The 17,134-nt window shown below is 54.9% G+C and carries 17 protein-coding genes; 11 read left to right on the top strand and 6 right to left on the bottom strand.

The features are described 5' to 3' along the window. Window positions 1-82: 82 nt before the first annotated feature. Entirely contained in the window at window positions 83-973 is an 891-nt protein-coding gene (locus Q0903_RS07000) for a rhodanese-related sulfurtransferase (protein WP_299414054.1), read from the top strand. Between the two features lie 2 nt (window positions 974-975). On the opposite strand, the gene Q0903_RS06995 is transcribed toward Q0903_RS07000, so the two are convergent. Continuing rightward, window positions 976-2,193, bottom strand: coding sequence for an MFS transporter (locus tag Q0903_RS06995; RefSeq protein WP_299414051.1), 1,218 nt, complete (start codon window positions 2,191-2,193; stop codon window positions 976-978). Window positions 2,194-2,322: 129 nt separating this feature from the next. Between Q0903_RS06995 and Q0903_RS06990 the strand changes: the two genes are divergently transcribed. The 5 genes from Q0903_RS06990 (at window position 2,323) to Q0903_RS06970 (ending at window position 8,191) form a co-directional block, all read left to right on the top strand. Beyond that, entirely contained in the window at window positions 2,323-3,168 is an 846-nt protein-coding gene (locus tag Q0903_RS06990; RefSeq protein ID WP_299027746.1) for a flagellar motor protein MotB, read from the top strand. A gap of 104 nt (window positions 3,169-3,272) precedes the next feature. After that, entirely contained in the window at window positions 3,273-4,574 is a 1,302-nt protein-coding gene (locus Q0903_RS06985; protein ID WP_299026949.1) for a flagellar hook-basal body complex protein, read from the top strand. Window positions 4,575-4,632: 58 nt separating this feature from the next. Next, a complete protein-coding gene (gene flgK / locus Q0903_RS06980) occupies window positions 4,633-6,075 on the top strand; it encodes a flagellar hook-associated protein FlgK (RefSeq protein WP_299414047.1) in 1,443 nt (480 codons plus the stop codon). Window positions 6,076-6,077: 2 nt separating this feature from the next. Beyond that, window positions 6,078-7,082, top strand: coding sequence for a flagellin (locus tag Q0903_RS06975; protein ID WP_299414045.1), 1,005 nt, complete (start codon window positions 6,078-6,080; stop codon window positions 7,080-7,082). Window positions 7,083-7,108: 26 nt separating this feature from the next. Continuing rightward, window positions 7,109-8,191, top strand: a complete 1,083-nt coding sequence (locus Q0903_RS06970; protein WP_299414042.1) for a flagellar basal body P-ring protein FlgI — start codon at window positions 7,109-7,111, stop codon at window positions 8,189-8,191. 5 nt (window positions 8,192-8,196) lie between these two features. Here Q0903_RS06970 and Q0903_RS06965 read toward each other — a convergent pair whose 3' ends face one another. The 5 genes from Q0903_RS06965 to fliF all read right to left on the bottom strand — a co-directional run bounded on the left by Q0903_RS06965 (window position 8,197) and on the right by fliF (window position 12,221). Then, window positions 8,197-8,868, bottom strand: coding sequence for a hypothetical protein (locus tag Q0903_RS06965; protein WP_299414039.1), 672 nt, complete (start codon window positions 8,866-8,868; stop codon window positions 8,197-8,199). Between the two features lie 126 nt (window positions 8,869-8,994). Further along, entirely contained in the window at window positions 8,995-9,726 is a 732-nt protein-coding gene (fliP, locus tag Q0903_RS06960) for a flagellar type III secretion system pore protein FliP (protein WP_299414036.1), read from the bottom strand. Beyond that, window positions 9,726-10,010, bottom strand: a complete 285-nt coding sequence (locus tag Q0903_RS06955) for a FliM/FliN family flagellar motor C-terminal domain-containing protein (RefSeq protein WP_299414034.1) — start codon at window positions 10,008-10,010, stop codon at window positions 9,726-9,728. Before Q0903_RS06955 ends, fliP begins: the two co-directional genes overlap by 1 nt. Further along, on the bottom strand, window positions 10,003-10,608 hold the full coding sequence (locus Q0903_RS06950; RefSeq protein WP_299414031.1) for a hypothetical protein: 606 nt from the start codon (window positions 10,606-10,608) through the stop codon (window positions 10,003-10,005). The genes Q0903_RS06955 and Q0903_RS06950 overlap by 8 nt, the downstream gene beginning before the upstream one ends. Further along, a complete protein-coding gene (gene fliF / locus Q0903_RS06945) occupies window positions 10,605-12,221 on the bottom strand; it encodes a flagellar basal-body MS-ring/collar protein FliF (RefSeq protein ID WP_299414029.1) in 1,617 nt (538 codons plus the stop codon). The genes Q0903_RS06950 and fliF overlap by 4 nt, the downstream gene beginning before the upstream one ends. Before the next feature lie 123 nt (window positions 12,222-12,344). Between fliF and Q0903_RS06940 the strand changes: the two genes are divergently transcribed. From Q0903_RS06940 to Q0903_RS06920, 5 genes are all read left to right on the top strand, one after another. After that, entirely contained in the window at window positions 12,345-12,836 is a 492-nt protein-coding gene (locus tag Q0903_RS06940; protein ID WP_299414027.1) for a flagellar basal body-associated FliL family protein, read from the top strand. A 10-nt stretch (window positions 12,837-12,846) separates the two neighbouring features. Further along, window positions 12,847-13,260 (top strand): hypothetical protein, encoded by a 414-nt coding sequence (locus Q0903_RS06935; protein WP_299414025.1) that lies wholly within the window; start codon window positions 12,847-12,849, stop codon window positions 13,258-13,260. Then, on the top strand, window positions 13,257-13,919 hold the full coding sequence (locus Q0903_RS06930; RefSeq protein WP_299026919.1) for a hypothetical protein: 663 nt from the start codon (window positions 13,257-13,259) through the stop codon (window positions 13,917-13,919). Before Q0903_RS06935 ends, Q0903_RS06930 begins: the two co-directional genes overlap by 4 nt. Before the next feature lie 66 nt (window positions 13,920-13,985). Continuing rightward, a complete protein-coding gene (motA, locus tag Q0903_RS06925; protein ID WP_299414021.1) occupies window positions 13,986-14,855 on the top strand; it encodes a flagellar motor stator protein MotA in 870 nt (289 codons plus the stop codon). Continuing rightward, complete coding sequence (locus Q0903_RS06920; protein ID WP_299414018.1) at window positions 14,852-17,095, top strand: hypothetical protein; 2,244 nt, start codon at window positions 14,852-14,854, stop codon at window positions 17,093-17,095. The genes motA and Q0903_RS06920 overlap by 4 nt, the downstream gene beginning before the upstream one ends. The last annotated feature ends 39 nt before the right edge of the window (window positions 17,096-17,134 follow it).

Here is a 17,134-nt window from a genome sequence, read left to right as displayed (position 1 = left end):
TTCGTTTGAAACCTTTGGACATTTTGATTTTAGCGCACCCGCCCCTTGCACAACAGCCCCCGCGCGGCCTATTTGGCGTCCCATGTATACAATTGCCGCTCTCTACCATTTTGCCCGCTTTGATAATCCCGAAGCCCTCAAACCACCATTGCTGGATCTGTGCCTGTCCCAAGGGATCACAGGCACCCTGCTGCTGGCGCGCGAAGGAGTGAACGGTACGATTGCTGGCCCGTCGCAAGCGGCTGTTGATGCGGTTCTGGCGCATCTGCGTTCGCTGCCTGGTTGCGACGGATTAGAACATAAGTATGCAAAATCGGATGTGCCGCCCTTTGGCAGAATGAAAGTGCGCATCAAGCGCGAGATCGTAACGATGGGTCAGCCCGACGTCGATCCGCTGGCAGGTACAGGCCATTATGTGGCGCCTGAGGACTGGAACGATCTGATCAACCGCGATGATGTTGCTGTCATCGACACCCGCAACGATTATGAAGTGGCTATTGGGACGTTTGAGGGCGCAATAGACCCTGCAACTACCAGCTTTGGCGAATTTCCCGCATGGTGGGAGGCCAACAAAGAGCGTTTCCACAACAAGAAGATCGCCATGTTCTGCACAGGCGGCATCCGGTGCGAGAAATCCACCAACTTCTTGCTGGGGCAAGGCGTGGAGGATGTCTATCATCTCAAAGGTGGCATTTTGAAATACCTAGAGGACGTTCCGCAGGAAGACAGCACATGGAATGGGTCGTGCTTTGTCTTTGATAACCGTGTCAGTGTAGAACACGGCCTGAAACCCGGGCCGCATTTGCTGTGCCACGGGTGCCGTCGCCCTATCCTGCCTGCCGACAAGGAGCGTGAAGGCTATGAGGCAGGCGTCAGCTGCCACCATTGCGTGAACGAGACGACTGAAGGCGATAAAATGCGCTTTCGAGAGCGACAAAAACAGATTGCACTGGCAAAACGCCGCAAGTGGTAGCCTCAGGCAGCAACCGCCACAGGTGTGCGGGGTTTGCTACGTGACAACAGCCACAGCATGATGGCGATATTCGCGCCATTCCACACGATACCGTTCACAAAGGCCAGTGTGTAAGACCCGCTGATGTCATAGATGACGCCCGACAACCAACCGCCCAGCGCCATGCCCAGAATCGTCGTCATCATAACGAATCCCACGCGCGCACCCGCCTCCCGCGCGGGCATGTATTCACGCACGATCAACGCGTAGCTCGGCACAATTCCCCCTTGGCTCAGACCGAACACAAGACTGACCAAATACAGCGAAACCATACCGCCTGCGGGCAGATACAAAAACAACGCAAGACATTGCAGGCAGGATCCAATCAGCAAAGTGCGCACACCGCCCAGCCGATCAGCCAACAAGCCTGATACAATGCGCGATGCGACGCCGCCCAACAGCATCAGCGACAGCATCTGCGCACCCACAGCTGGCCCAAAGCCCAAGCCCACACAGAGCGCCACAATATGAACCTGAGGCATCGACATCGCGACGCAACACCCGATCCCTGCAGCACCCAACAGATATTGTAACGCCCGCGGTGACAGCCCCACAGACTGAACATTAATAGCCGACGCGTGATTTGCCGCTGCTTGGGCCTCTTCTGGAACGCGGCGGCGCAGGGCAAACGCCAACGGAATCACGACGGCCAGCGTTACCGCCGCCATCAGAAAATACACCGCCCGCCAGCCGCTATTCTCCAGCAGGCCCGCCGAGACGATTGGCCATATCGCACCTGACAAATAGTTGCCCGAAGCAGCCACCGCCACTGCGATCCCCCGTCTGCGCACAAACCAGTGCGAGATATCGGCAATCAACGGTCCGAACCCCACAGCCGAGGCAAAGCCAACAATCAATTGCGCCACCGACAACATTACCAAGGATGTCGAAAAGGTCGCCAACCCGAAGCCAAGCGCGGTTACAACGGCCGCAATAATGAGCGACAGCGTAATGCCGAACCGGTCCACCGCACGCCCGATTACATAATTCCCTGTAGCGAATCCGATCATCGTCGCTGTGTAGGGCAGCGATGCCATTGCACGGGTACCGCCAAATTCCGCCTCAACCGCCGGCATGATAACGATAATCGCCCACATCCCTGCATTGATAACCGTGCCCACCAGCAAGGTAAGCGCAAGGCGGGTCCAAGAGTAACTACTGTCTGTAATCGTGCTATCCATCTTTCGAAAGGACAGCGCCGCGCGGCTGATTGCAAGTGTTACCTCCTGTTAACCACTGCCGCGTTCGTTAGCAGTTTGATAACGCCTGCCCCGCTATTCATGTCCTCGGGTGAAAAAGAGGTGGTGGATATGAGTGCGCAAGGCAACGGCGCGCCAGTCATCATTAAACGTAAAAAGGTTATTCAAGGCGGTGGGCACCATGGCGGTGCCTGGAAAGTCGCTTATGCGGATTTCGTTACCGCGATGATGGCTTTTTTTATGTTGATGTGGCTGCTGAACGCGACAACAGAACAACAACGCAAAGGGCTGGCGGATTACTTTTCGCCAACGATCCCGATTGTACGGGTGTCTGGCGGGGGCAATGGCGCTTTTGCAGGCGAGAGTATTTTTTCCGAAATGACAGAGCCAAAGGAGGGCACTGGTGCTTCTGACAGTCGTCCAACTCCGGAGGATAAGGCAAGCGGCGACACAGGCAGTGATCCGTCGTCCGAGGAAACTGCCGCGCAAAACGAGGCTTTCAAAAGCATCGACGAGGCGCTGAAGGGTCGCGGTGGCGAATCCATGGTAATGGAGAATGCTCTGGAGCACATCACCACACGCATTACCGACGAAGGCTTGGTAATCGAGGTCTTTTCCCGCGACACCTTGCAAATCTTCGAGGGTGATACTGCAAATCCGACGCCGCTGCTGCGTGATCTTGCCGCGCTTATTGCACAGATCAGTAAGACGGTGACGAATGACATTGCCATAGGCGGTCATGTGCGCGCGCAGCCGCTGGTGATAAAAGAAGCGTCTGTCTGGAACATGTCTCAATTGCGCGCGACGCAAATGCGTCTGTTGCTTGAGGCACAAAGCATTGCACCGAAACGAATCCAGCGCGTCACAGGCCATGCGGACCGCGAAACCGTGGTGCGCGATCCGATGGCACTGCGCAATGACCGAATCGAGATCGTCTTGCTGCGCGATGCCCGCTGATCCACAGAAGTAGGACGCATTTTATCTGTTAGCCCGGCATTAAAACGTGCCGGGCTATGCGTTGTCCGACAACTCGGAAACGGCAGAGCAGAAAGGCGTGTCTTATGACCATATCATCTTCGCTGAACGCAGGTGTTGCAGGGCTTCAGGCCAATGCAACGCGATTGGCCAGCATCTCGGACAACATCGCAAACTCATCCACCTATGGATACAAACGGGTCCAGACGGATTTCGAATCTATGGTGATCTCGAATAACGGCGGCAACTATTCCGCTGGTGGCGTAAGGGCCAGTACGAACCGCCAGATTGATCTAAGCGGGTCACTGGTAGCGACCTCAAATGCGACTGATCTGGCAGTTCGGGGCCGTGGCATGCTGCCCGTAGCAAAGGTTACCGACCTAAATGTAGGCAACGGCGATACCAATATGTTGCTGACCTCGACAGGCTCGTTCTCGACCGACGCGGAAGGTTTCCTGACCACAAATTCAGGTCTTGTACTACTCGGCTGGCCCGCGCAGCCTGATGGAACTATCCCGACATTCTCGCGCGATACGGACGACGGTCTGGAACCGATCCAGATCAACGTAAACCAACTCACGGGTGAGCCTACAACACGCATGACCCTAGGTGTGAATCTGCCCGCAACGGCGACTGTTGCAGGCTCACCTGTGGAACCACAGCAGCTGGCTGTTGAATACTATGGAAATCTAGGCACATCAGAGAGTGTCAATGTCACATTTACACCCACAGTACCTGCCGTAGGCTCGTCGAATGAGTGGACGATGACGATGACCGATTCCGTCGATCCAGCTGTTGTCATCGGCGAGTACATCCTGACATTTGAGGACAATCGCGTGGCAGGTGGCACGTTGGCAGCTGTCACCACAGTTGCAGGCGGGGCCTATGATAACGCGACGGGCAATCTGATTGTCGATGTTGCTGGCGGCCCCATCGAGATTGACATCGGTGTTATCGGACAGAGCGATGCGCTCACACAATTGTCCGACACGTTCGCGCCAGTTTCAATCACCAAAGACGGCTCACCTGTCGGGAACATGACCAGCGTGAATGTAGATGGTAATGGCTATGTCCATGCAACATTCGATACAGGTGTGACGCGCACGATATATCAGGTTCCACTGGTCGATCTGCCCAACCCCAATGGCATGCTTGCACTCGATGCGCAGACATATCAGCCATCAGTGGATAGCGGATCGTTCTTTTTATGGGACGCCAGTGGCGGCCCGACAGGTGACATCGTGGCCTTCGCCCGCGAAGAATCAACGACAGATGTTGCCAATGAGCTGACGTCGATGATCCAGACCCAGCGCGCCTATTCGTCCAACGCAAAGGTCATTCAGACCGTGGACGAGATGTTGCAGGAAACCACCAACATCAAACGCTGATCTAGCTTGCTAAGGGAGGGGTTGCTGATCCCTCCCTCACCATATCAGGGGGAATACCATGTCGATTACCGGAGCAATGAACGCAGCCATTTCAGGGATGCGCGCCGCCGCACGAGGTTCCGAGATTGTCTCGAACAACATCTCGAACGCGCTCACGCCGTCCTATGGCAAACGGGGGCTAGAGCTCTCCGCACTCAGCTATGGTGCGACAGGCGGTGTGCGTATCGACGGGATCACCCGCCACATGAACGAAGGTGTCGCTGCCGACCGCAGGTTGGCCGATGCCGCACAACAAAATACCCAAGCAGCAGTGAGCTTTTTCCGGCAGCTGGAAGACATTGCAGGACTTGCAGGTGGTTCAAGTGGGTTGGGCGGCCGATTGGCCGCATTTGAGGAAAGCCTGATCACCGCCGCCAGCCGGCCCGACGCGGTCGAGCGTCTGGGCAATACTGTCACGAATGCCCAGTGGTTGGTCGACGGCATCGGCAATGCCGCCCGCGATATTCAGGAAATGCGCACACGTGCCGACACTGAAATCGCGCAAGACGTGCAAACCCTCAACACGGCCTTGCAACAGGTCGAACAGTTGAACGCACAGATCAATACAACCAGATCGCGCAACGGCGACAGCCCTGCTTTGCTGGACCAACGACAGGCCGTATTAGACACGATTGGTGCGATCGTTCCAATCAATGTGGTCCCACGCGACAACGGAACTGTGGCCATCTATTCCGAAGGCGGCGCAGTGTTACTCGATATCACAGCCGCTGAAATCGGGTTTGAGCAGCAAAACATTGTGACTGAATTCCAGACCGTTGATGCAGGCACACTTTCAGGTCTGACGCTCAATGGACAAGACGTTCGCACCAGCGCATTGGGCGGCGGACGTCTTGGTGGTAATTTTGCGGTTCGCGACACTTACAGTGTGCAAGCCCAAGCCCAGCTTGATGCATTGGCGCGTGATCTGGTCGAACGATTTGCTGATCCGGCAGTTGATCCAACACGCGGGGCTGGCGATCCGGGCTTGTTCACCGATGCTGGAGCTGCATTTGACCCCTTGAATGAGGTTGGACTTAGCACCCGGCTATCCCTGAACGCCGCTGTCGACCCCGAAGTAGGTGGCGAGGTTACCCGCTTGCGCGATGGCTTGGGCGCGGTCGTTGCAGGACCCGCGGGTGACGCCACCCTGCTCAATAGTCTACGCACCGCATTGGACACAGCTCGCGCACCCGCATCAGGCGGGTTTGGCACGGGTGCACGCAGCGCAGCAGACCTTTTTTCATCTTTCAGTAGCGCGCTTGCAACAACAAGAAGTAATGCCGAGCAGGACTTGTCCTTCTCCTCCGCACGGCTGACAGAACTGACAGGATTACAAATGTCGGAAGGTGTCGACACCGATCAAGAACTCCAGAATCTGCTTTTGATTGAGCGGGCCTACGCCGCAAACGCCCGCGTCATACAAGCCGCGGATGCCATGCTTGAAACACTGACGAGGTTATAATTATGTTCATTGGCTCAACGGGTGATCTGGCCCAATCCTATTCAATGCAGTCCCGCAATGCGGCACTCAAACAAGACATCCAGCGCCTCACGCTAGAAATCTCTTCTGGTAAGCTCGCAGATGTGCGCCAAGCGGTCGGTGGCAATACAGCCTATATCAACGATCTTGAGCGTAGCTTGACCAAACTCGACGGTTTCGGGCTAGCCGCACGCGAAGCAGGCCAATTCGCCGGAGGCGTCCAAACAGTTCTCAGTCAAATTGGCGCGCTCGGTACGTCATTCCGCAACACACTTCTAACATCTTCAAATTCTGCATTGGGGGAGACATCAACCCGCATCCTTTCAGAAGCAAACGAGACTTTCACAAGTGTGGTTAATGCAATGAATACATCTGTTGGCGGCCGCACCATTTTGGGTGGTACCGCGACAGATTCCGCCCCACTTGCCCCGCCAGCAGACATTCTGGCCGCGCTCACCACCGCTGTGACGGGGGCAGGCAGCGTTGATGATATTCTGGCTGCGGCTGATTCATGGTTCAATGACCCCGCTGGGTTTTCCAGTATCGGCTACCAAGGATCGACCTCATCACTCGCGCCGATTGCCTTGTCGGACGACGACAATGCCACATTTGACCTGCGTGCAGACGATCCTGTGTTTCGTGACACATTGCGCAATCTTGCTGTTGTCGCAATCGCATCCGATCCCGGTTTAGGCCTAACCCAGACACAGCAAAACGAGCTATTTCAGAAGGTAACCGATCCAATTCTTGGCGCAGAAGAAGGCCTCATTCAACTGCAAGCCAAGGTAGGTTTTTCCGAAAGTAGAGTCGAAGCAATCAAGGTTCGCCAAGAGTCAGAACGCACCTCGCTAGAGCTTGCGCGCAGTGACCTTCTGTCTGCCGACCCATTTCAAACCGCCACAGAACTGGAGCAAGTCCAATTTCAATTGCAAAGCCTGTACGCCATCACATCGCGCATGTCGCAACTCTCGCTGGTGAATTACCTGTGAGGGGTCTGGCGCATGTTTGCCTTTGTTTGTGTCTGCTTCTCGGCGGAATAGCACCCGCTGATGCCAGTCCGGTACGGATCAAAGACCTCGTGGATTTTGACGGCGTGCGCGGCAACGATCTGGTCGGGTACGGCTTGGTCGTTGGCCTTGACGGATCTGGTGACGGCCTGCGAAATGCGCCCTTTACCGAAGATATCATGACAAACATCCTCGAACGCCTCGGGGTCAATGTGACGGGTGAGCAATTCCGGCCCAAAAATGTGGCCGCTGTTCTTGTCACGTCAACACTCCCCCCGTTTGCGCGGGCGGGCGGCCAGATTGACGTTACGGTTTCCGCAATCGGCGATGCCAGTAGTCTTTTGGGTGGTACACTCATCATGACACCGATGAATGCGGCAGACGGTGAAATTTATGCCGTCGCACAGGGTACGATCATCGCAGGCGGGGCCACAGCCGAAGGGGATGGGGGACAAGTCACGCAAGGTGTTCCAACCTCTGGTACAATTCCCTCAGGTGCGCGGGTCGAACGCGAGATCGAGTTCCAGCTTAGCTCGCTCAGCGATTTGCGGCTCGCCTTGCGTGAGGCTGATTTCACGACTGCGGGGCGGATCGAACAGGCAATCAATAAAAACTTCGGGCGCGGCGTTGCTGTCATGCTCGATAGTGGGACAGTCATGTTAAATGTACCTGCAACGCGCATGCGTTCGGTCGCGCATGCTTTAGGGCGGATCGAAAACATCGAAGTTGAGCCTGAGCGCAAGGCGCGTGTCGTCGTTGACCAGCGCTCTGGCACGATTGTAATGGGGGAAGATGTGCGCATTTCACGCGTTGCAGTCAGCCAAGGCAACCTGACACTTCGAATACAAGAAGAGCCGCTTGTCGCTCAACCAAACCCCTTTACGCCGGGCCAGACTGTCGTCGTCCCGCGCACAAGGGCTGCGATAGAGGAAGAGCCCGGTATCGGTCTGGCTGAAATACCATCAGGCGCTTCTTTATCGGAAGTGATCGCAGGCCTGAATGCACTTGGCGTATCGCCACGGGACATGATTGATATTCTCAAAAGTATCAAAGCTGCTGGCGCACTTCATGCCGAGTTTGTTGTGCGATAACTACTTCAAAACAGCTTGATCTCTTTGTGGAACAGCGCAGTTAAGCCAGGCCATATTCCACACTGGGTTAGCAACAAGGCGCAGATGGCAGCCAGCGTAAGCTGTGCTGCCGCAAACGCTTGCGCCACAAACAATGCCTCGCGCAGATCCAGTATGGCGATTCCGAGCACAAACAGGCCCGCCGTCACGCCCAACAGCACATCATAAAATGCACCACGCTCCACAACGCGCATCAACAGACCTGTTGCGCCGAACAGCACGGGTGCAGATTGCCCCAGAACCAACCAAAACAAGACATCTGGCAACGTAGGGTCAGTTACGCCGATTGCTGCTGCAATCCGCGGCACAACACCGAATACAAGCAGCGCAAGCGCCCCACAGATCATAAGGTAGCCAAGATTAATGCGGGCCGCAGCTGCCTGAAATGCTACCTGTATTTCCCGCTTGGAGAAATCGCTGAGCTGTTGCACCGCTCGTTTGTCCACCAGACCCAGCACAAAGGGGATGCAAAGCGAACCAACGCGCGCCATCAGGTAGATCAGAAGCATCGGTGCATCAAAAAGCCAAGGTACGATCAAAATATCAGGATACCGCGTACCAAGCCTGAACACTGTACCCAAACCATCACGACTCAAGCCGGCAATCGCCTGCAAAGGCGGCTTCAATCCACGCTCCATCAACCCACTCCGATAACGATGCCACCCCTGACAACATAGGACTGTGGTAAAACAACGCAGTAAGCGGGCGGTTAATGCCACGCAGCAAAATGCAGAAAATGAATGAAGTGTTATTGGCGTGTTTACTTAAAAATAGCTCCGCACCAAGCTGCCGGCGATGAGTGCCCAACCGTCCGCCACTACAAAAAAGGCAAGCTTGAATGGAAGCGAAACAACCGCTGGTGGGACCATCATCATACCCATCGACATCAAGATGGCAGCCACAACGAGGTCGATGATCAGGAAAGGCAAATAGATCAGAAACCCGATTTGAAACGCACGCGAAATTTCTGACAGCATAAAACTGGGCACCAATATAGACAGGGGCGCATCCGGCGTAGGCTCTGCCGCTATTGTATCCGGTCTAAGTTCCGCCATCGCAAAGAAAGTATCAGGATCCAGACGTGCGGCCATAAAGATACGAAAAGGCTCTAAAGTGCGCAAAAACGCTTGTTCTACATCGATTTCTTCGCGGGTCAGCGGCCCAATCCCGTTGATCCAAGCAGCGCTAAAGACAGGCTCCATAATGAAATAGGTCAGGAATAATGCGAGACTAACAATCAGCATATTGGGCGGTGATTGTTGCAGCCCGATAGCCTGGCGCAAGATCGACAGAACCGTCACGAGGAACGGAAAGCACGTCACCATAATCGCAAGCCCGGGTGCAAGGCTGAGCACAGTGATCAGCGCAAAAAGCTGGACTGTCCGTGCAGAAATCGACCCCTCGTCACCCAGAGAGATCGACAGGTCTTGGGCGCTTGCCCCTTGGGGCAAGAGCAGCAGAACCGCTATGAGGCAGAACGGCAGGAAATGCCGCATCAGATGCCCTTTTGCATATCGACAACTTCGGTCAGGCGCACCATCAGCTGACCGCTGGCATCACCCTCTGCCTCCTCTAGTGTCCCCCGTGCGATTAACCGATCGCCGACGTAGAGTTCCACGGGGTCATCCACGCGCCGGTCGAGCGTCAGAACAGCATTCTCGCCCAACATCACCAGATCACGCACCAAGGGACGTGCTTTCCCAACGCAGACCGTCACTTCGATCGGGACAGAGGTGAACGGGTTTGAGCTATCGGTTGCAAGGGTGGTTTGATCAGGCATCAGGGTGCTCCGTCTGGCTGTGGAAGTTAAATGCATTCATCGCTTTTGTGATTTCCTGACAAACCCCGTCGAGGTTTATTTCACGCTCTAACGTGTCGAGTGTCACAAACAGTTGGTGTGGGCTCAGCGAAGAATCAGCGGTCAGCGATACGGGTACCTTCAGCTCGACCCCTTCCAGCAAATCCTCAAGCATGTGAACATTGCTTTCTGAAACCCGCAGAACGATCTTGGCCTCGGTCTGGGTGGCGGCAAGCTGTACCAACTGCTCAATCACATGAGCCCGCAATGCAGCACTGGCCGTTTGGGGCAGCAGAGTTGTCATCATCTGCTCGAACATTGGTTTGAGACCACGATTTAGACGCGATAGCGCCTCTTGGTAGGTGAAGGAAAGATCGCGCAGCGTGTGCAAGAACTCCTCTCCGATGTTCTTTTGTTCGGCGGCATGATTCTTTTCAGCGTCCGTCCAGCCCGCTTGATACCCCTCTTCAAACGCGGCCAGTTTCTGATCCTCCACCCGCTCCAGCGGGACAGGGTCAGCCATTTGTCCGTTTTGGTCTAGCGGACCAAAGTCTGCATAGCGGTGGGCAATAGAGGTCATACTTTTTCCTCCTTATCTTCAAGCCAGCCGCGCAAGATTTCTACAGTCTCTTCCTGACGCTCACCGATCATATTGCGCAGGCGGTCTACAGGATCTTCTGATGTTGTTACATCAGGCAGGTTGCCGGATGAATTAAAGCTCCCGACAGATTGACCGCCCCCCATGTCTTCCGCTTCGAATACTGCGGGCAACTGGCCTTGTTGTTGCCCCACAGCCTGATCCGGGGCGCTGGCAAATGCGGTTTCAGGTGCGGCCAATGCAGGCACTTCCGTCGGTTGGCGCGTCAATACAGGGCGGATCACAAACAAGCCCAAAATTAGGGTCACGACCGCCAACACCAACATTTGAATGGCGGACAGCAGATCAAGGTCAAACTGGCTCATCAGCGACGTGCTCGCCTCGGTTCCAGAAGGTGCTACACTCTGTAATGCCATTGATTTCAACGTGATAATGTCTCCACGCTCTGCGTTAAAGCCAACAGCAGACGACACAAGCTCTCGCAGCGCGTCCATTTCGGCGGGGTCGCGGGGCTGTGATACAGGCTCACCCACGTCATTCAAAACCGTTGTCTCGTTTACGAGTACCGCGACAGACAATCGTTTGACCGCCCCGGGTGCACGAATAATCTCACGCTCGGTTTCGGACACTTCGTAATTGATCCGCTCGCGCGTCTCGGAGTTCTGGGAGGATGATTTATCCCCGCCTGCACCATCTTGGTCAGGCAGATTACTGGCAACGGTAACATCACCACCACCCGTGCCCTCGGCAGTGTTTGTGCGTTCTTCGGTATCACTGCTAATGGCGACACGGCCTTCGGGATCAAAGCTGCGCTCGCGAACCGATTCGCTTTCAGTCACAGTATCAACGCTCACTTCAACGATGGCATTCCCAAACCCAACACGCGCCTCCAGCAGCCGTTGTACCCGGTCCTTGAGTGTTTTTGATTTATCATCCCCCCCGACTGCCGGGGTCGCATCCTCAGTCGCACCAATGAGAGAGCCGTTGGCATCGATCACAGCAACATCCTCTGGCGCAAGACCCGCAACCGCGGAAGCTACAAGGAAACGCACAGCTTTACCCTGTGCAGGCGAAATGCCGCCCCCATTCGGAGTAAGTGATACAGACGCTTTGGGCGTGACGCCGCGTTGGAACGGATTGGACCCCGTGCTGGCGATGTGGACCCGTGCCATTGCAATAGCAGGGCTTGCCACAATGGTTCGTGCCAGCTCTCCTTCTTTTGCGCGCCAATAGGCGGCATCGAACATTTGACTGGTTGTGCCGAATCCAGTCAGCTGATCCAGCAACTCGTATCCCCTGTTTCCGTTGGCAGGCAGTCCCTCACTCGCCAAGGTCAGCCGCAGCTGGTCACGCTGCTTGCTATCCACAAAAATGGACCCGCCGCGTACGTCAAACACCACGCCCCTTTGCTCTAGCGAGCGGACAACATCACCGGCGGCGCTACTCTCCAACCCTGCGTAGAGCAGCGTCATACTGGGAGCGGTCGTCATCCGCGCCATTGCAAGAATCGCAAAAAACATCGCGCCTGTTGCGGCGATTACGATCAGTTGTCGCTTGAGTCCAAGCTTCATCCAGACATTCAGGTATTGCTGCACAATTGCCTCCGTCACACCAGACGTTCTGTCTGGCTTCAACGATGACAAATGACCGAACGAGCTTAACAACCCGTTAGTGCAATCGCGTCTATATCGTTTGGCATAGCAGAGGTTGGAGACACCATGGCAGAAGAAGATACCGCCCCCGAGGGGGAGACACCCAAAAAGTCGAAAATGCCTATGATCCTTGGGCTCGTGCTGGCTTTGGCCGGTGGGGGTGGCGGGTTTTATGCCACATGGTCAGGGATGATTCTCGGCGGCGATGGCGAAAAAAAGGTGGCCGAAGAAAAAAAGGAAGTGGCGGACCCCTTTGGCGATATCGCGTTCGTCGAGGTAGAGCCAATGGTCATTTCTGTCGATTCGCAGCCCGAGCGGCGGTTGCTTCGCTTCCGTGCGCAATTGGAGGTCCCGAAAAGCTATGAAGAAGATGTGACAAAACTGCTCCCGCGGGTTGTTGATGTTCTCAACAGCTATCTGGGCGCATTGGAAATCGCTGATCTGGAAGATCAGGCGGCCCTGACACGACTGCGCGCACAGATGCTGCGCCGCGTTCAGGTCGTGACAGGCCAGGATCGGGTCAACGATTTTTTGATCATGGAATTTGTACTGACTTAAGGAGCACGTGATGGACTTGATTGCTGATATTTTATTGGCCGCAGGCGCGATTGGAGCGGGGGTTTACTGCTTTGTGCTGGGCCGTCGCCTGAACCGTTTCAACGATCTGGAAAAAGGTGTGGGCGGTGCTGTGGCGGTTCTTTCCGCGCAGGTCGACGATCTGAACCGCACTTTGGCAGCGGCGCAACAGACGGCGGCTGGCTCTGCCCAGACGCTGACTGACTTGACAAAACGGGCCGAAGATATGTCCCGCAGACTGGAGCTGCAAATGGCGTCATTACACGACATTCCTACACAGCCCGCAGCCGAAGCACCTCCGCCCCCACCAGTTGCCGAGCCAGCACCTGCGGCAGCACCGCCAAGTCCTGCTGCCCCCTTGTTTGCACGTCGTGCAGCAGCCGCCACTACAGGAGACGCAGCATGATTCTCTCCGCATTCAGAAAGATGGTTGCACCTGCGGGTCGCGGCTCTGTCATGATAATAGCCGCTTTGCTGCTCGGCTCTGCATCCTTGCGGGTTATAACCAGCGCAAGCAGTGCGCTTGCACAAGAATCGCAGCTGCCGACAACACCAATGGCCGCCGTACCAAAACCCACTGAAGATAATTCAGATAAACCGGTGGCTGCTTCACCAACGGAAGATGGTCCCTTGGCCAGTGCTGCAATATCAAGCACGGGCGAGATTTCAGGACTGATCCACGCGCTGACCGAGCGTGAAGCGCAGGTTCTAGAACGTGAGAAGCAATTAGAGATGCGTATGCGAGCATTGACCGTCGCAGACGAGGAAATACAAAAACGCCTGCAATCACTTACCGAAACTGAACAGGCGCTTCGGGCAACACTTTCCCTTGCGGATGAAGCCTCTGAAAAAGATATTCTCCGACTGACCTCTGTCTACGAAAGCATGAAACCTAAAGACGCCGCCGCCTTGTTCGAAGAGATGGAGCCAAATTTTGCTGCTGGTTTTCTAGGGCGTATGCGGCCCGATGTTGCCGCTCAAGTTATGGCGGGGCTTTCGCCGCAGGTTGCATACTCAATCAGTGTCATTCTAGCGGGTAGAAACGCGACTGCACCAAAAACATAAAGCGCTGCAGAGGGTTCTTTAACCAGCACCTGCGAGACTGCCACAAATAGGTAATTGGGGACTGACATGTTCGGTATAATTGGCATTATCACTATTATGGTCATGGTTTTTGGCGGCTATCTGCTCGCTGGGGGCAAGATGGGGATTATCCTCAAAGCGTTGCCTTTCGAGATGATGATGATTTGCGGCGCAGCAGCCGGTGCTTTCTTCATCAGCAATGACGGGTCGGCGATCAAACATACCCTCAAAGATATGGCAAAGGTGTTCAAAGGGCCGAAGTGGAAGCACTCGGACTATCAAGATCTGCTTTGCATGCTGTTCGAATTGATCCGCCTCGCGCGCCAAAACCCTGTCGCCGTGGAAGAGCATATTGAAAACCCCGAGGGGTCCTCGATCTTCACGCGCTATCCCAAGATCCTGAAGGATAAAGAAGCAATTGCTTTGATATGCGACACCATGCGTTCGGCCTCTATGAACTATGATGATCCGCATCAGGTAGAAGAGGTGCTGGACAAACGCATGGACGCGAACCGTGAGCATGCGATGCACTCAAGCCATGCTCTTCAGGTTATCGCAGATGGTCTGCCCGCTCTTGGCATTGTTGCGGCTGTTCTAGGGATCATCAAAACAATGGGCCAGATTGACCAGCCGCCAGAAGTACTCGGCAAATTGATTGGTGGCGCGCTTGTCGGCACATTCCTTGGCGTTTTTCTTGCCTACGGTTTCGTCGGTCCGTTTGCTGCAAAAGTCAGTGATGTCACAAAGGACGAGGCGAACTTTTACCAACTGATCCGCGAAGTGCTGGTTGCAAACTTGCACAATCACGCAACAAATATCTGCATAGAGGTAGGACGTCAGAACACGCCATCCCATTGCCGCCCCAGCTATGGGGACCTGGAAGAAGCGCTGAAAGCGCTCAAGCAGAACGCGGCATGAAGTTTACTTGGATCATGTCGCTCATGCTGGCGATGTCTGCAGTCACGGCGCAGGCACAACAGCTGCCCATTCGGTCAGGTGACCACCCTACATTCAGTCGGCTTGCGATTCCCGTACCGACTTCTCAATCGTGGGAAGCAAAGCAGACGTCGCAAGGTGTTGTGCTGACCCTTCCCGGTTTCACGGGCAGTTTTAACACCGCCGATGTCTTCGTCAGAATGCAGCGGAATCGGATCTCGGGGATGACCGCTAATGGGGGTGTCCTAACTCTAAAACTGGTCTGTAATTGTGACGCCACCGCATTTCGCAGTGGCCAACTGCTGGTGATTGATGTTGCCGATGCAGGAACAGCGCTGGCAGCACCTGCGCTGCAAAAGCCGCTGCAAGAGCCACGTTCAAGAACCAGGGCGACTACTGGTATAGCGCTCCCGTGGATCGGAGGTAATTCTCCTTTTGCGGTTTCGGCATCAGATAAGGAATCAGCGGCGCAAACCACAGCTGACCCGAAAGAGGCAAGCCGTTCCGACCTGCTTATGGAAACGAAAAATGCCTTGATCAAAGAGGTTGCCAGTGCGGCAAGCGCAGGACTTCTGGAAAATAGCTACCGTGCACCAGAACCGTCTGCGGTAACATCGCGAAATAACAGTGAGTCATCAACGCTACAGCCGCAATCCCTTCCCGAAATCATCGAAACCCCAACGCAAAACATGCGCGTGACCAGTAGTCTCGATTTTCCCAACGCAACGTCGACGTCACGTGTCGACGCAACAACCGCAGGTACAGTATGTCCGCAAAGCGATCTTCTTTCTGTGCACATATGGGGCGAGGAAGAGAGCTTTTCTTCGCAGATTGGGCCGGCGCGCAATGCATTGATGGATGCGCGAGACAAACTCGATCTGTCAGCCGCAAAAAAGCTGGCACAACTTTATATTTACTTCGGATTTGGCGCTGAAGCCCATGCTATTCTTCGACTGAATCCGACATTGGAAAAAGATCATCCTGAGCTGGCCGTCATTGCCCAAATTCTGGAAAAAGGTGCAGTTACTGGGCGCAACACGCTTGGGCAATATGCTGATTGCGAGAGCGATATTGCGCTCTGGGCGAGCCTTAGTTTTCAAAAAGTTCCAAGCGACGCTGTAATCGATACCAACGCGGCGCTGCGGGCGTTGAACAAAATGCCAAAACATCTAAGGCAGATAATTGCACCCGCGCTCAGCGACCGCCTATTGCAATATGGTGATTCAGAAGCGGCGGCAGCAGCCATGCGCAGTGTTGAGCGTTTACCCGATCCACTGACGCCTGATGGCGTCATGGCGCAGGCGGAACTGGCAATTGACGCTGGTGAACCCGCTGAGGCTTTTTTGGAAGAGGTGATCGACACAAACACCACACAGTCTCCCGATGCATTGGTCAAACTTGTCAGAGGAAAATTGGCGCGTGACGAACCTCTTTCGAATGAAACAGCGACATTGGTCGAAGCATACGTCCAAGAACTGCGCGGGACGCCATTAGGCAATACGCTACGCCAAACTCAAGTCATCGCGCTTGGACAATCCGAGCGTTTCACTGAAGCGTTTGAATCGCTTAGTGATCTGTCCCCCTCACTTTCCCCCCAAGCCACAACCGATCTCACAAAAGTACTTCTCGGCCAGCTGGGAAAAAAGGCAGGGGACTTCCAGTTTCTGGAGCATGTTTTCGCTCAATCCGACGCTACGATTGCCGCCTTGCCAAAGCAAACAAAGCTACTGCTTGCATCTCGCATGATGGATTTAGGTTTCGCGGCACAAGTACAACAAATGCTGGAAACAGTCCCCGATAGGCCCCGTACTCCAGCACGTCAAATCCTCGCCGCACGGGCCGCTTTGGGATTACGGCAGCCTTTTCAAGCGCAGGCTGCTCTAATTGGTATCGATGATCCTCAGGCTGCGCTTTTATTGGCGCAAGCAAAAGAAATGGCTGGCTCCTATCGAGAAGCGTCCGAACTGTTTGCCGCAAATGATGCTATTGAGCAGGCGGCACAAGCAGCATGGCTTTCAGATGAATGGCGTGATTTAATCCCCGATGACGCACCTGACTTTGGTCCTGTCACGACGCTGGTTCAAGCGCGACCAACCATTGATGATCTTGATTTGGGTCCACTGGGTCGGGCAGACCAGGCACTGGAGGAGAGCCGCGCTGCGCGCAGTACGCTAGAACAACTTCTTCAAAATCCGGCAATACAAATGCCACCAGATTCCTGACCTTTTCGCGGCTTTGGTGACGGAAAATAAACCAAGCAC

It is taken from the genome of uncultured Sulfitobacter sp., from assembly GCF_947502895.1.
Lineage (GTDB): Bacteria > Pseudomonadota > Alphaproteobacteria > Rhodobacterales > Rhodobacteraceae > Sulfitobacter.
Note: the sequence above shows the minus strand (reverse complement) of the source record. Positions and strands in the feature narration are given on the sequence as shown.